We start from the raw sequence: 16,325 nt of genomic DNA, 5'->3' as shown, positions 1-16,325 counted from the left end.
TTTGCTGCATCACTTAGTCTTCAGCTTCAACTTGCTATCATATACATTATTAAAAGATATAAATTATAACAAAAATTTCACAACTTACATTTTCATGCATAACCATTAATGTAACTATTGAACAAAAAGAAAACAATGACTAATCCAGAATATACTGATTCAAGAATATTGAGCTCATTATTAAGAGCAGACTTATCAAGTTTTATTAATAAAACTTTTAATACTATTAATCCAGGAACAACTTTTCAACCAAACTGGCACATTGACCTAATTGCAAGTTACTTAGAACGTGTAACCCATGGCAAAATTAAAAGATTAATTATTAATATACCACCTAGATCTTTAAAATCAATATGTGTAAGTGTAGCATGGCCAGCTTGGATTCTAGGCCAAGATCCAACAAAAAGAATTATAGTAGCATGCTATGCTCAAACTCTAAGCACAAAACATTCGCTTGATACTAGAGCAGTGATGGCATCTAAATGGTATCAAGAATTATATCCAAATACTCTCTTAAACACAAAACAAAACTTGCAATCGAAATTCATGACTACTAAGCATGGATTTCGTCTAGCAACATCAGTCGGAGGCAGCATAACTGGAGAAGGAGGAGAAGTTTTAATTATTGATGATCCACATAACCCAACTTATATTAATTCAACTAAAATGAGAAGTAAGGCTGTAGAATGGTTTGAACAAACTTTCTTAACTAGATTAAACGATAACAACAATGGCAAAATAGTATTAGTAATGCAAAGATTACATACTGAAGATTTAAGTGGATATTTATTAAAAAATACAGCTAATGTATGGGAAATACTTAAAATACCAGCTATAGCTGATAAAGAATATAGATATGACCTATTTCATAGCTGTATAACTATTAAGCCAGGAGATATATTACATAAAAACAGAGACAAGTTTAAAAATTTACAAATAATTCAAAATGAATTAGGAACATACAACTTTGCGGCACAATATCTTCAATCCCCTATACAAAAAAATGCAGGGCTACTCGAACCAAATATGATTCAATACTATGATCAATATCCTACGCACATTGATTTTACCGTACAAAGCTGGGATACAGCTATTAAAATCAATGATACCAATGATTATACAGTTTGTACAACATGGGGAATAAGTGGACAATATTACTACTTATTAAATCTATTTAGAGAACGTATAAGTTATCCAAAACTAAAAATTGTAGTAACAGATAATATTACTAAAAAGCATCACAGATATATTCTTATTGAAGATAAGGCTAGCGGTCAATCTCTAATACAAGACTTAAAATCACAAGGGATCACTAATATCTTGCCACAAAAGCCTAAATTGGATAAGGTAACTAGATTTACAGTTACAATACCATATTTTGAATCTGGTATTATATTAATACCAGGAAGTGCGTCATGGCTAACTTTATTACTTAGTGAGATTACTAGCTTTCCATATGGAAACCATGATGATATAGTGGATTCAATTAGCCAATTCATTAATTTTATTAAACAAACTAATACCAAAACTAAAGTATATATTAGAACAATATGCTAAAATTTTGCCCTTTTTTATAGCTATACCAATTTTTTATACACTTTCACTTTAACTATACTACTTGCTTTCAAGGTGATTAATAATTTTGAGTGTACATTAAATATTTTTTTGATATAGTTATCCTATAACATTTTAGATAATATGCTTATTATTAACTAAGTAACTAATTTAAAATAATTAAATCAAATACTATGAGCAGCAAACATAGTGATACTCCTCACGGATGGCGCAGATGGTTATTATCAACTAACCATAAAGATATAGGCAGTATGTATTTAATATTTGCCATTTTAGCAGGACTAATTGGAGGATTGTTCTCATTTGTTTTTAGATTGCAATTAGCAGTACCTGGAAGCAATTTTTTAGGAGGTAATTTTCAGCTTTTTAATGTATTAATTACAGCTCATGCTATAATAATGGTATTCTTTATGATTATGCCAGCTCTATTTGGTGGTTTTGGAAATTGGTTCGTACCATTAATGATTGGAGCTCCAGATGTTGCTTTTCCAAGATTAAATAATATTAGCTTTTGGCTATTAGTACCTGCTTTTATTTTGCTTATTGCATCAGTTTTTGTTGATGAAGGAGCTGGTACTGGCTGGACTCTATATCCTCCTTTAAGTAGTAGTTTAAGCCATCCAGGAGCTGCTGTTGACATGGTAATTTTTAGCTTACATTTAGTTGGCCTATCTTCTATCCTTGGATCAATGAACCTTATAGTAACAATTTTTAATATGAGAGCCCCAGGCATGGGATTATTACAAATCCCATTGTTTGTATGGTCAATACTAATTACTGCATTTCTATTAATTATAGTAATTCCAGTTCTAGGAGGAGCTATTACCATGCTATTAATGGATCGTAACTTCAGTACTTCATTTTTTGTTCCGTCAGGTGGTGGAGATCCAGTCTTATTTCAGCACTTATTTTGGTTTTTTGGTCACCCTGAAGTATATATAGTTATTTTGCCAGGATTTGGAGTTATTAGCCATGTTATATCAACTTTTTCTAAAAAGCCAATATTTGGCTATTTAGGTATGGTAGGAGCAATGATTGCCATTGGAGTAATCGGAACATTAGTATGGGCTCACCACATGTTTACGGTTGGATTATCACCGCAAGCCTTAATATTTTTTACTGCCGGGTCAATGATTATAGCTTTGCCAACTGGAATCAAAATCTTCAGCTGGCTAGCAACTATGTGGGGCGGATCAATTGAATTTAAGACTCCAATGCTATTTAGCATAGGATTTATTATATTATTTACTATTGGTGGAGTAACTGGAGTAGTATTAGCTAACTCATCAATTGATAGAGTATTACATGATACATATTATGTAGTTGCTCACTTTCATTATACAATGTCCTTGGGAGCATTGTTTTCAGCATTTGCTGGATTTTATTACTGGATCGGAAAAATATCAGGTCGACAATATCCAGAAATACTCGGAAAAATTCACTTTTGGATAACTTTTATCGGAGTTAATCTTACTTTTTTTCCTCAACATTTTTTAGGACTTGCTGGTATGCCAAGAAGAATTCCAGATTATCCTGATGCTTTTGCTGGCTGGAATATGGTATCATCCATAGGTTCTACAATTTCAATAATCGCTGCATTCTTTTTTATCTACATAGCAATCTACACAATATTCTATGGTAAAAAATGCCCAGCTAATCCATGGGGACAAGGAGCTACAACTCTAGAATGGAGCTTAGAATCCCCTCCACCTTATCATTGCTTTCAAGAACCACCAAAAATGGAGAATGTCGATCACTAAGACAGAGTAATATGCTAAACTCACACAGTACACAAAGTACTCCTGTTAAAAATTTTCAAAATAAATTTCTAGTATTAACTTCTACTCCAAAAGATTTTTTATTGTTAATGAAACCTAGTGTAATGCTTTTAGCTATCTTCACTGCAATCACTGGATTATTTATCGCACCTAATAAAATTCGTCCTTTATTATCATTAATTGCAATTTTGTGCATTAGCACAGGAGCAGGAGCAGCAGGTGCTATCAACATGTGGTATGATGCTGATATCGATCGTATCATGAAACGAACACGTAACCGCCCTACTGTTACAGGCAAAATTTCCCCCAGTACCGCCCTTACATTTGGTATAATTTTAGCATTTTTTTCTGTATTAGTAATGGCTATATGCGTAAATTACATATCTAGCATTTTATTATTAATTTCTATTAGCTTTTACATTATAGTGTATACTATGTGGTTAAAAAGAAGGACTGCCCAAAATATTGTTATTGGTGGAGCCGCAGGAGCATTGCCTCCAGTAATAGGTTATAGCGCTGTTACTAATAGTATAGATACTACATGTTTAATGCTATTTTTAATAATATTTTTGTGGACACCAGCACACTTCTGGACATTATCATTATATTATACAAATGATTATAAACTAGCTAATGTACCAATCTTACCATTAGTTAAAGGCATTAATTATACCAAATACAGTATATTAGCATATACTTTTTTAACTGTTATTTCTGCTTCACTACCATACTTTACTGATATAGCAGGCTTGCTATATTTAATATGCTCTACTATCTCTGGAATTATATTTTTATGTTATGCTAGTATGTTATTTAATGATAGAAACAACATACTAGCTCGAAAAATGTTTAAATATTCAATAATTTACTTATTTAATATCTTTCTATATCTAATTATAGAATATTGTATAAAGCGTTTTATATTTCTTAACTAATCACTGAGCTGCATCATATATTAGTTAAGATTTGATCTAATATTCATATATTTTTAATTATAAATCTCTTATAGTTGTTTTGCTATGATTTTAAATAGCAAAGTTTATAACTATCTTAACTTTTATAATCATATTAATTTTTGCTGCAAAAGAATATTTTCAGCAATTTGTACTGCATTCAGTGCTGATCCTTTTCGCAAATTATCAGTACTTATCCATAAGCTCAAACTATTCTTTATATTTTTCTCTTTTCTTATTCTGCTAACAAAAACATCATTTTTCCCAGTAACATCAACTGGAGTAACAATATCTGAGCTTATATTACTCATACTATTCTTGACATTACTGATTAATTTAATACCATTAAGTTTTACAAGCAATGATTCTGCATCTTTCACGCTTAAATTATACTCAAATTCAACATTAACTGCAAAAGCATGGCTAACAAATGTTGGCACTCTTACACAGGTAATTGATATAGCAATTTGACGACCAATAATTTTTTGTATTTCGCGAATTATTTTATCTTCTTCATCACACCTACCATTCTCCATGATCATTCCTATCTGAGGTATAATATTAAAAGCAATCTGCTTAGGAAAAATTTGCGGAGTTAATGTTTCCGATTGTTCTAAATATCTATTTCTAGTTTGCATATCTAATTCTTCTATTGCATCTTTCCCTGCCCCTGAAGTAGATTGATATGTTGCAATAACTAATTTTTTAATTTTAGCAACATCATCTAATGGCTTTAGAACTAATATTAATGGGACTACACAACAATTCGGGCTAGATATAATACGCGAATCAGTTGTAATAGTATCAATATTTATTTCTGGTATAACTAAAGGAATATCACTCTTCAGTCTAAAATAAGATGACTTATCAATTACTTTTGCCCCTGCTGATACTATCTTTGGAACAATAGATTTTGCAACTTGAGCATTAACGCAAGAAAATACTATATTAATACCTCTAAAATCAAAATTTTTTATAGACTGAGTAACAATATTTTGTTGTCCAAAACTTATGTTATGTCCAATTAAATTATTAGATATACAATAAAGATGTCTTATTGGCAGTTGCCTTTCATATAAAATATCAATTAATAACCTACCTACATTACCTGTAGCACCTATAACTGCTATGTTAATTTTATTATTCATCACATTTATCATATACCAAACATACTAGAGCGTATTTTGAATAATACGTTTAAAATATATTAATTTAATTCAATTTTCTGATTTGAAATGATATGAGTATGAAAATGTGGAATTTCTTGCCCACCTCCCTTACCATTATGAGTTACTAACTTAAATCCACTTTGATCAAGTTTAAATTGTTTAACCATAGAGTTAATAGTAGAAAAATAATGGCAAATATCATCAGGCGATGCTTTAGAAAGAAAATCGCAATAATCTATATATTCTCCATTAGGAATAACCAGTATATGGGTTGAGGAAATTGGATTAATATCATGAAAAGCTAAAATCTTATTATCTTTATATACTATATTAGCACTTAGTTCATTACGAAGAATTTTAGCAAAAACATTATTTCTATCGTATGAAAAAAATTGATTTACTATACTCATAAACTATATTCTTATTGTATTTAATTAGCGGTACTTTAAATTTTAGCAAAATAACTTATTAGATACAAGCAAATCAAGAATACATGCTATAGCTATTATTTTTAATACTGTAATATCTAACAAAATCCTTAGTTAAATATAATAAAGAATAAGCAAGAATGTAGTTTATTTATACTTTAATTTTACTAGCAATAAATGTTCCAAACATAACCAAGAACTTAAACTATCTTACTTGCTACCTACCTTTTATCATTTGCACACTTGATTCTAACTCACGCTTTATTTTTGCTACATGTCCTTTAGGTATTATCTTAGTATCAAGTTTTAGCTTTTCGCTCTTTTTCCAATCCTGAACTTTAGATTTATCATCTAGCCACCAGTAATACTTATTATTAGCTGATATACTAGAACTGATCCCACTAGCAGCAATATGAGCTTTAATAACTGGATCAATTTTAGGATCTTGTAAGCAAGATTCACGCCAAGATTTAACAATTTGATTTTGTAGATTTGATGGTAGTGAAGAATTTTCTATGAAATCAGATTTATGATATTGTTTAACACACTGAAGTAGTTTTTCTTTAACAGGCAAAAGTAACGGTTTAGTTAAATATGCATCACAATTATTGATTGATTCAAAAAAGACTTCATATACTATAGATATTTTATCATCTATGCTTATATCTTGCCAATTCATACTTTGCCAATTTAATGGCAGTACCTTCCTAGATATATCTCTAAGTTTGGATTCGAAGAATGTATCGTTACATCCATCTAAAAATACATCTCCAAGTAACGCTCTTTTAGTAACAGTATTGTATCCTTCGCCATGTTGCACATCACTTAGATAAAATTTTACTTCCTCACTCCCATTACTACCAATAGCAGCTTCAAAATCTATTATTGCTTTAGACCTCTCTGAGTTTAATTTTATTAAACCAGCATTAACACAATTTCTAGCATGTGATTCTGCTAAAAAGCTTAGACCTTCTTCATCGTATAAAAGCCTACTATTGTTTACGGGCAAAAATTCAATATTCTGTAAATTTTGAATAGCTGTGCTATTGTCAACTCCTAAAATATGGTTTACATTGCATTGAAACATGCTAAGAAAATTTTCTTTCGTAGAAAGCGATGCGTCATATTTTTTTAAAACAAAATTATCTACATTTTGCAATTTACCTACAACTTTTTCTAACATTTCTAGCTTACTTGAGTATGGAATCATAGTAATAAAATCATATAACTCTCTAAATATATCCTCAGAAACATTATCCCTTAATGCCTCTCGAATAGATCTAGTAGTACAATTACCATAGTTCTGCTGTGAAGATACTACCTTTTTCGCATTTACAGGGGCCACTGATAGATTAACATCATTACTCATAGTATCCATATCTACAATGGCCATCTGATTTAACATCATAGATTTTATTGGCTTTTCAGACTGATATGGCTCACCTGTACCCATCTGATGCAATATCATAGATTCTATTAACTTTTTAGACCGATACGAATCGTCTATAGTATATTTGATTCCAGAATATAATTGTCTGTTATAATCAGTAACACCATTCATTTTCAATAGCTCATCTAAATTTTTAATCTCCATATTATCAGTATTAGATCCAAATCCAGCATTATAAATAATTCCACAATAATTGCCTGCATTATTCTTAATGCATTTTAAAATTGCTACATGTTGAACACCGTAAAACCAATTGCAAGCTACATATACTATTCCCTTAGCTTCTAAATCATTTATTATTTTTTCTGCTAACTTAATTCTGCATTTGCGCTCAAGTTTTGATTCAGTATAAGATATTAAAAGTTGCTGTTTAAACATTTCACCAAGATGAGCGCTAAATTCTTTAAGTTATGCACAATCTTTATTATATACAACTTGATAGCAATCAATAAGACATTTATATCCGCATAGTGTACTCCAAAAAACGCTTCCAGGTGTATCTGCATGATCTTTATTACCTGAACGGTCAACAGATTCATAGTGTTGCACTTTATTTATTTCATAACAATAGTCTCTAAAGCTTTTATATATTTCTTCTGCCCTATCTTTAATACACATATTTTCCTCTTTTAAATCTACAGTAACGTATATTAAATTCAATTCTCCTTAAATACAATCATTAGTTGTACTACAATGCAGCATAAATTAAAAAGATAGTTGCATTAGAAATAAAATACAGTAAAGAAAAAATAAAATAAGATGAAAGTATGTATGTAGTATATTATAGTCATTTATAATGAAACTTATTAGCACATGCGAAGAGTAAGTATGATAGCTGATCTTTATAATGATAAAGTTATTGCTCATTTAGACAAATAGTAATATTAGGTAATATAAGTTTTCATAAAACAGTTGTCGTTAAGTCTATGATAGAATCAGTATGGTGTAAATTATTATATCTTCCAACTTATTCTCTAGATTTGGATCTAATTGAGTATTATCAGTTTAAAGTTAAAGATGACATACACAAAGTATCTTACTTATTTAACAACTTTTTTGATGCTGTTTTTTACACTTTACAATGTGTAATTACATTTTCGAATAGAGCTATATATAACTTACATCTTAGGCATCATATTTAGTTCTCTTTTATTATTCTTGAGATTTTTGCGCTCACATTGTCTTTTTTGCAGATATCTTTTTTTCTATTGCTTATATCAAACTGTTGTTAAACTATTATGGAAATTCTTATTCTTCAGATATATCTTATATCGAACTTAGGTCATAAATAACTTGTATCACCCTATATAAAATTAATTTTATGTTATTTGCCATTGAGGAATGCTAAGTTTTATTTTAGCGCTATCTACTGTAATTTCTTGTTTAGTAAAAATATTATTTTGATCGCTACTTTCTCTAATTAATGCTATACCTTGTGTATAGTAACTAGAGCACCAGTAACCTATAATATTGCTATTATGCATAATTGGAGTTTGAGGTGCAACATTAAGTAAATTTTCATCGCTAGTAGCATGATATATTTTTTTTCGTACTACTCCTTGAGATTTAATTCTAGATATTAATTCTTGTCCTATATAACATCCTTTAGAATAACTTATAGCATTTAATCTATCAGCACCATACTCAGGAGGAATGGCTTTGTTAGATGGTATATCAATTTCTCCATCAGGTATTGCAAACTTATATTTATCAACTAAATATACATCAGTATTTGAATTAACTAAGTTACAAGAATGTAGTTTTTCAGTTAACAATCTAAATCCCATTTGATTAAATCTAGGATCTCGATATTGAGTTACTAATTTTGCAGTATTAAGATTAAGATGATGTAAGTTACTATCATTTATATAAAATTGGCTATATATTACATCATAGAAGTCACTTACATCATTGATTTGCACTTTTGATCTAAGCTTGAACATATGCAATTTTGATAGAAGAGCATTTTTGATACTCGCTAAACAATCAATAAAAAAAGTGTTATGATTATTGATAAGGAAAAAATCAAATAAAAATCTACCTTGAGGACTTAAAATCATAGAATACTTAGCTTCCCCATTTGCTGCAGGTATAACATTTGTGGTAATTCTTAATAAAAAATTAGATGCATCGCAACCAGATAATTCTAAAATTGCTCTGTTATTTAATAAATGATAACTATGCATAAGTTTAAGTGATTTGATATTTCAAATATTAAGAATCAATTATGCTATAAATTTTTTTATACTAAAAAGTACATTAACTATTATAGTCAGAACTGACAAAAAAACATCAAAATAATTACTTTTAAAGCCAAAGGTTAATATTAAGAAATATGTTAGCCATGAAATACTATATTTAACATGTGATGTGAAGTTATATATATGATTGTTTGACTATGAGAATAGGACAAACCTGTTGTTCTACGAACAGAAGTCTAAGTTGTACATACAATGGAGTGATCCTATGTATGAAGCTATCATGGCAATGTCTACAGTTTGAAAGAGATATCGTGTAAAAAAACAGAAACAGAAACCCAATAAAAATCTCTATTGATAAACTAACAGAATATGTGTCACAATATAGTGATGTGTATAAACATGAAAGAGCTAAACGACTAGGAGTAAGTAAGTCAGGTATAAAAAAACTATAAAACATCCTAAGGCAAAAAAATAAGAGAGGTTAAAATTTTATGATAAGATAAAAAGGTACAAAGAAAAGGAAAAATTATTGTCTTTACGGATGAAAGTAGGTTTGTTCATAGTACACCTAGAACTTACGGATATTTAGCAAAAGACATGAGATGTTATTAAGTTTATGATTTTCATACATTAAAGAGAACTAACTTTATAGGAGCATTAGTAGATAATTTTCTGCTAACCGTTTTTGACTGTAATGTTAATACTGCTATTTTTAACTGTTGGATAGAGCATGATTTAATTTTGAAATTACCTAATAATTCTGTAGTTGTAATAGACAATGCAAGTTTTCATAAAAGTCAGCATTTAAAAACCATGATAAAAAAAGATAGGCATATATAGCTAAGCTACTATAAAACAGTTATAATAGTTTAGCTATATCACAAATAATAGGCTTGCCATATTTCATTCATCAGAGATATGACCTTCTATATACCAGGAAACTTGCATTTTTTTAAGAAAGCGATAAATCTATTCTTACAGCTAGGCTTTTCAGCTTTATCCATATAATAGCTTTTATCTGGAGTATCTGCTTTTGCCTTTACAATATTGTCTACATGAAAATTTACTTTCGTTTAACCAATTTTAACTTTATCCTGCCCCTATTTCCTATCTAGATCAGTAACTCTTTAGTAGGATTTTATTCCTCTTAGTACAAAATCGTTGCTAATCTTGTATCTCAATAGCGGTAACTTAGGTCTAAATGCTACCTTGATACATCTCTCTAGTTTTTGTTTGAGTAAAACCTCATGTCGCACTTTCTCATAGCCAAATATTTATATATAGTCATTTACAATGAGGTTTGAGATAGAAAGAAGCGATAAAAATTAATAGAATCTGTTGGTTATAAAGTTATTTTTTAGCTACCTTATTCTCCAGATTTAAATCTGATAGAAAAGTTTTGGGCTAATATGAAGATGTGGATTAGAAATCAAATTACTCAATTTGCTAAATCTTATGAATCTATTATTGCTTCTTTCTATGCTAAAACTTCATTATAAGATTATACATATCCTCACATTTCACCGTTTTCATAATGCTTAAGCTTTCACTATAACAAAAAATATGATAATAAATGTTGCGTTAAAGTACAATATAATATATAATCCTCTCGTGACGCCTAGAAGTGTTAAGTCATAGAATGTATAGTAATTTAGTATTTTAAGTCTCTAGTTACATTAATCACTAAATATCTCTAGTAGCTCGCAAGTACTAAATTAATTAAAGGTTTTTTATGGCAACAGGTATAGTAAAGTGGTATAATTCTGTCAAGGGGTATGGATTCATTCAGCCTTCAGAAAAGGTTAAAGATGGCGGAAAAATGGAAGATGTTTTTGTGCATGCTACTGCAGTAGTAGCAGCTGGAGTAGCTGATCTTAAGGAAGGGCAAAGAGTAAGTTTTCAGATAGGATCTCAAAAAGGTAGAATTTATGCTACAAATTTAGTGCTAGACTAAAAGTTATCATCTTTTTAGATATTTATTTATGTAGTTTATAAATGTTGTTTCTACATGTTATAAAGTTGTATGTGTTATAACTAATAATCAAGATAGATAAATTAATATGCGATATAGTTAAAGCAGTTGATTACAAAGTAGTTTAACTGTCTTAACTATATTAAAGGTTTTGTTTAAAGGTCTGTTTATTAGAGTTTAGCTCAAGGCATAGTTAAAGTATATACCAAGATTAAAAACAAGTAAAAAGAACAGAAGAATTACTTTTGTATACATCATCAAATTCTATCAAAGCTTTAGTTTTTTTGACTTGTTGGTAGTGTTGTTATTAATATTACGACTTGTTCAGTTTTTAATTTCTTAAATTAAAAAAATCTTTCTATATAATTCGTTGAATAATTCAGTATCACAAATGCTGTGAAGGATTAGAGGAGCTATATTTTTTTATTAATATAGTTGGTAACAAAGTAATATTGCTATTATCTCGTTCCCTAATGGAAGATCTAGTGAAGTTATGGTAGTTTAGTTATCCACGTTTTTCCATCACTAACGACATCAAACATAACGCGCGCCATTTCCAGTATTATGCTTTCCAGATAACTTCATATCATTTTGAGCTCCATTTTTAGGCCTTGTAATTCTATAGATATCTTTATCATTCGTACTTACATCACTTGTTGACTATGCTGTATTTTGTTATCAGTAAGATGCACTAGCTGTATTTGCAACCATCATTTGCTTATCTCATTTCAAAGTTTCATCAAATTCTCTTGTAATATAGCACGAACGTAGGAAATAGGTACATAATATGCTAATATGAAAAGAGTATAAAAAATAATAGATAAATAATGGCAAGAAGATACAGTTATGATTTAAGAATGAAGATATTCAAAGCGGTAGATGATGGACTATCAATTGTTAAAGCATGTAAAATATTCAATATAAGTCGTAATACGATATATAGATGGAAACATCTTAAATGGGAAACAGGAGATATTAAAGCAAAACCTTATGGACCAGCAAAAGGTTATAATGCAAAAATAGATCTCAAAGAATTTGAGGAGTTAATTATCAATCATCATGATAAAACAGCTAAAGAATTAAGTATTATACTAGGTAATAGATTACAAAGAACTAGAATAAATTATTATAGAAAACTACTAGGATACACTTATAAAAAAACTCATCTTCATCCCAAAAGGGATACTGTGTTAAGGAATGAGTTTATAGAGAAGATAAAGCAAATTTCTAAAGAAGATCTAGTATTCATTGATGAGTCAGGAATAGAGGATAATGCTTGTAGAGAATATGGATGGAGTATAAAAGGTACTAGATGTTATGGCAATAAAGCTTATCAATATAAATCCAGGGTCAGTATGATAGCAGGGCTTTGTAATAATCAAATTATAGCACCAGTAATATTTGAAGGAAATTGTAATAAAGAAATATTTACAACTTATGTAGAAACTATATTAATCAAAGAATTGCACCCTGGACAAATAGTAATTATGGATAATATCAACTTCCATAAGAATAATACAATTAAAGTATTAATAGAATCGGTGGGCTGCAGTATTCTATTCTTACCTACATATAGTCCAGATTTAAATCCTATAGAACATTATTGGTTTAAGATTAAGAACGAAATAAGAAAAGTTACTGCTCAATTCAAAGATATTAGCATGACTGTAGCACACGTAATGCAGTTTATCTGATTGTACCTATTTCATACGTTATTGCTATAAGACCATAACAGAAATTTGATTACTTTCTATGCGGAATGATGTTTCAACTCATATCTATCTCATTAAAATATTGTTTACTGATAAATCTTCAAAAGTATATCACATAAATAAGTTAAAGCAAAAGGTGGAAAATAGGTAAAAAATCTATGAAATTGGGAGCTAATTTTCGATCTAAAGGTTGAACTGATGATCGAGAAAAGTACGCAACCTAAGATCAATCAAGGAATTTTCAAGTTATATGCATTATGAACAAATTAGTACAAAAAATTTGCTATAAAAAGCATAATATAGATTAGCTGTTTGATTAAGTGTAATACTTTAATAATAAACATTAATATTATGTGATAATTATGCCTTCAATATCATTAAAGTTAACAAAACTATCACTAAGTAAAATTGAAATTTCTGAAGAAGAAACATTAGACTTCTTTCGAAACTAGAGAATGATGTAGAATGGTGTTATAAATAACTGATTTGAGGCAATAATGAAATTCGATCATATTAAAGAGTTAAAGGATGAAAAATTTTGTCGATTAACAGGAGTAAGGAAGGGAACATTTTCAAAGATGGCGGATATTTTGAGGAAAGCTGATGGTCTTAAGAAATCAAAAGGTGGGCGTAAAAATAAGCTCAATTTGGAGGAACAGTTGCTGATGGTGTGAATACCTTAGAGAATACCGTACTTATTTCCATATAGGTCAGAACTATGGGATTAGTGAAAGTTCAGCATATAAATCTGTAAAATAAGGCACCCTAGTTAAACACCTAAACTTTGCTCTTCCAGGTCGTAAAGCTATAATGAAGAGTGATATGAATTATGAAGTAGTCTTGATTGATGCTACTGAGACTCCTATAGAAAGACCTAAAAAAAACAAAAATTCTATTATTCATGATGAAAGAAGAAAAGGCATACACTAAAAACTCAAATAGTGGTAGACAATAGACCTCTTTCGAAACTGGTTAACGTAGTTCAAAATTATTGCTGATAAATATCGAAATAGACGTGAAAGATTCGGTCTTAGATTTAATTTGATCTCTGGTATTTATAATTTTGAACTACGTTAACCAGTTTCGAAAGAAGTCTAATAAAACGCACCAAGTAATATGTACAGATTTTTCTAACGGTAAAAAACATGACTTTAGATTATTTAAGAAATTCAAAATTCTTATTCATCCTAAGGTTAAAGCGATTACTGACACATGATATCAAGGTATACAAAAAATTCACAATAATTCTGAATTACCAAAGAAAAAAGCAAGAAAAAATCCTTCTTCCAGAATTTAACATATGATTATTAGCTCATAAATACTAAGATAACAATGCTCTTTAGTTTACTGATTCTATTTAATATACACTTATATAGTTTTTTACAATTACTTATCTTTTATAATCCGCTAGTTGTTTAATGCCTAAATTAATTCTTTCCTTTTCTACATCAACTGCAAGAACCATACACTCTATTTCATCACCCTTAGTATAATTTTTTAGTGAATTGCTATTTGTATCTCCATGTTTAAGAATATCAGATTCATGTATCATTCCATCTATTTGATAGGTCATTTCACCAATTTCATATTCCTTACCATCAATTTCATATTTTACTGCATTAGTAGTAACAGACAACGCTACAAACATTCCAAAATTAGTTATATTACGTAACGGAGCTCTAATCACAGTTCCAACTTGATATTTTTCAGCTAAAACCTCCCATGGATTAGGCTTACATAACTTTAAGCTTAATGAAATTCTATGTCTTTCTTTATCAATATCCAAGATTTTAAATACAACTTCTTGACCAATAGTTAATGATTTTTTAGGATTTTGATTGATTTTTTCCCAACCAAGATGTCCTGAATGGCATAACCCTTCTAGATCTTTGGTTACCTCAATAAATGCACCATATTCTGCAATACTTTTTACCTTGCCAACTTTAATATCACCTATTTGCAGGCTGTTTTCAATATCATCCCATGGATTAGCACTTAATTGCTTCATACCAAGTGAAATTTGACCAGTTGATATATCAATACCAATAACTACAACTCTTACTTGCTGGCCAATCTGTAACTCTTCACCAGGATGATTAATCTTACGCCATAAAATATTTATAGAGTGCAATAATCCATCTACTTTTACATCAAATGTTAACTCATCAGATCCAGTAAGCTCAATAAACGCTCCATAATAAACGATACTCTTTACAACTCCATTTAGTATCATGCCAACATGTATTTTAGATAATACCTCTTGTCGTATTCCAGCCCTAGCTTCCTCTAAAACAGCTCGTCTTGATACTACAATATTACCTAGCTTCTTATCCATTTTTAAAATTTGAAACGGCTGTACTATATTCATTAATGGAGTAATATTCTTAATAGGACGCCGCACGTCAACTTGACTTCCAGGCAAAAATGCAACAACACCAGAAAGATCTACAGTAAAACCGCCTTTTACTTTACCAAAGATAACACCATCTACTAGTGAGCCATTTTTTTGAGCTTCATCAAGTACAGACCAAGCTTCTTCTCTTAAAGCTTTTTCACGGCTTAAAACTGTGCAACCATTACGACCTTCGATTTTTTCAACATATACATCAACTAGATCTCCTATCTGAGGTAGAGGAACATCGCTAGCAAGCTTAAATTCTGATAGAGGAATTCTACCTTCATTTTTTAATTTAATATCTACTATAACCACTTCATCATCTATCTCTACAACCTTGCCCTTAACAACAGTACCAGCTTTTATTTGCTCATTAGTTATTTTATTAAATAGTTCATCAAAATTATCTTGAACTATAGATTTACTAGAAATAGTAGGAATGAATCTTTGTTTTAGATTTATTTGTGTCATTATATTAATTTTCAAAATAATTAGATTGTTACCTGTGCCTAAATTCACAACCTTAGATTAAATATATATTATAAACTATTATTATGGCACCTAATAATTCATTATTTATTGTGTATAGATTAAAATTATTTTACACTATATCTACTAAACTACTATAACACTAAGACATTTATAGAATAATTGCAATTTTATGTTAACTATTACATCAAAAATTAAAAAAA

13 protein-coding genes and 5 pseudogenes are annotated in these 16,325 nt (G+C 29.5%); 12 read left to right on the top strand and 6 right to left on the bottom strand.

Going from position 1 to position 16,325, the window contains the following annotated elements:
* Positions 1–117: 117 nt before the first annotated feature.
* The 3 genes from terL (at position 118) to cyoE (ending at position 4,288) form a co-directional block, all read left to right on the top strand.
* A complete protein-coding gene (gene terL / locus OTBS_RS08230; RefSeq protein WP_232488985.1) occupies positions 118–1,557 on the top strand; it encodes a phage terminase large subunit in 1,440 nt (479 codons plus the stop codon).
* 191 nt (positions 1,558–1,748) lie between these two features.
* Positions 1,749–3,335: a cytochrome c oxidase subunit I gene (gene ctaD / locus OTBS_RS08225; RefSeq protein WP_011945053.1), complete on the top strand. Its 1,587-nt coding sequence runs from the start codon at positions 1,749–1,751 to the stop codon at positions 3,333–3,335.
* A gap of 11 nt (positions 3,336–3,346) precedes the next feature.
* Positions 3,347–4,288 (top strand): heme o synthase, encoded by a 942-nt coding sequence (gene cyoE, locus OTBS_RS08220; RefSeq protein WP_011945052.1) that lies wholly within the window; start codon positions 3,347–3,349, stop codon positions 4,286–4,288.
* Between the two features lie 128 nt (positions 4,289–4,416).
* On the opposite strand, the gene OTBS_RS08215 is transcribed toward cyoE, so the two are convergent.
* The 4 genes from OTBS_RS08215 to OTBS_RS08195 all read right to left on the bottom strand — a co-directional run bounded on the left by OTBS_RS08215 (position 4,417) and on the right by OTBS_RS08195 (position 8,013).
* Positions 4,417–5,466 carry an aspartate-semialdehyde dehydrogenase gene (locus tag OTBS_RS08215; RefSeq protein WP_011945051.1) on the bottom strand — a complete coding sequence of 350 codons (1,050 nt, stop codon included), beginning with the start codon at positions 5,464–5,466 and terminating at the stop codon, positions 4,417–4,419.
* Between the two features lie 47 nt (positions 5,467–5,513).
* Entirely contained in the window at positions 5,514–5,885 is a 372-nt protein-coding gene (locus OTBS_RS08210; RefSeq protein WP_011945050.1) for an HIT domain-containing protein, read from the bottom strand.
* 235 nt (positions 5,886–6,120) lie between these two features.
* Complete coding sequence (locus OTBS_RS10585; RefSeq protein ID WP_050897562.1) at positions 6,121–7,731, bottom strand: hypothetical protein; 1,611 nt, start codon at positions 7,729–7,731, stop codon at positions 6,121–6,123.
* 30 nt (positions 7,732–7,761) lie between these two features.
* On the bottom strand, positions 7,762–8,013 hold the full coding sequence (locus OTBS_RS08195) for a hypothetical protein (RefSeq protein WP_041621340.1): 252 nt from the start codon (positions 8,011–8,013) through the stop codon (positions 7,762–7,764).
* 215 nt (positions 8,014–8,228) lie between these two features.
* Here OTBS_RS08195 and OTBS_RS18540 point away from each other — a divergent pair, with 215 nt between their 5' ends.
* The gene (locus tag OTBS_RS18540; protein WP_080571897.1) at positions 8,229–8,495 is read left to right on the top strand and encodes a transposase; all 267 of its coding nucleotides are present in this window, start codon (positions 8,229–8,231) and stop codon (positions 8,493–8,495) included.
* Positions 8,496–8,672: 177 nt separating this feature from the next.
* Here OTBS_RS18540 and OTBS_RS08185 read toward each other — a convergent pair whose 3' ends face one another.
* A complete protein-coding gene (locus OTBS_RS08185) occupies positions 8,673–9,539 on the bottom strand; it encodes a YgfZ/GcvT domain-containing protein (protein WP_011945049.1) in 867 nt (288 codons plus the stop codon).
* Between the two features lie 347 nt (positions 9,540–9,886).
* Between OTBS_RS08185 and OTBS_RS18535 the strand changes: the two are divergent.
* From OTBS_RS18535 to OTBS_RS17030, 8 genes and pseudogenes are all read left to right on the top strand, one after another.
* Positions 9,887–10,006: pseudogene (locus OTBS_RS18535) on the top strand (transposase); the annotation flags it as partial.
* Positions 10,007–10,199: 193 nt separating this feature from the next.
* Positions 10,200–10,394: pseudogene (locus OTBS_RS13100) on the top strand (transposase); the annotation flags it as partial.
* Positions 10,395–10,927: 533 nt separating this feature from the next.
* A pseudogene (locus OTBS_RS18020) lies at positions 10,928–11,053 on the top strand (IS630 family transposase); the annotation flags it as partial.
* 233 nt (positions 11,054–11,286) lie between these two features.
* A complete protein-coding gene (locus tag OTBS_RS08180; RefSeq protein WP_011945048.1) occupies positions 11,287–11,508 on the top strand; it encodes a cold-shock protein in 222 nt (73 codons plus the stop codon).
* A gap of 845 nt (positions 11,509–12,353) precedes the next feature.
* Positions 12,354–13,220, top strand: a complete 867-nt coding sequence (locus OTBS_RS13095) for an IS630 family transposase (protein ID WP_011945047.1) — start codon at positions 12,354–12,356, stop codon at positions 13,218–13,220.
* 515 nt (positions 13,221–13,735) lie between these two features.
* Positions 13,736–13,912, top strand: coding sequence for a hypothetical protein (locus tag OTBS_RS18530; protein WP_410517971.1), 177 nt, complete (start codon positions 13,736–13,738; stop codon positions 13,910–13,912).
* Positions 13,913–14,219: 307 nt separating this feature from the next.
* Positions 14,220–14,315, top strand: a pseudogene (locus OTBS_RS18525) (IS5/IS1182 family transposase); the annotation flags it as partial.
* 22 nt (positions 14,316–14,337) lie between these two features.
* Positions 14,338–14,529, top strand: a pseudogene (locus OTBS_RS17030) (IS5/IS1182 family transposase); the annotation flags it as partial.
* A gap of 99 nt (positions 14,530–14,628) precedes the next feature.
* Here OTBS_RS17030 and OTBS_RS08165 read toward each other — a convergent pair.
* Positions 14,629–16,152: a S1 RNA-binding domain-containing protein gene (locus OTBS_RS08165; protein WP_011945046.1), complete on the bottom strand. Its 1,524-nt coding sequence runs from the start codon at positions 16,150–16,152 to the stop codon at positions 14,629–14,631.
* Positions 16,153–16,325: the final 173 nt, after the last annotated feature.

The sequence above is a fragment of the Orientia tsutsugamushi str. Boryong genome (assembly GCF_000063545.1).
GTDB lineage: Bacteria > Pseudomonadota > Alphaproteobacteria > Rickettsiales > Rickettsiaceae > Orientia > Orientia tsutsugamushi_C.
The sequence above is the reverse complement of the archived record's forward strand: the minus strand, read 5'-3'. Positions and strand labels throughout refer to the sequence as shown.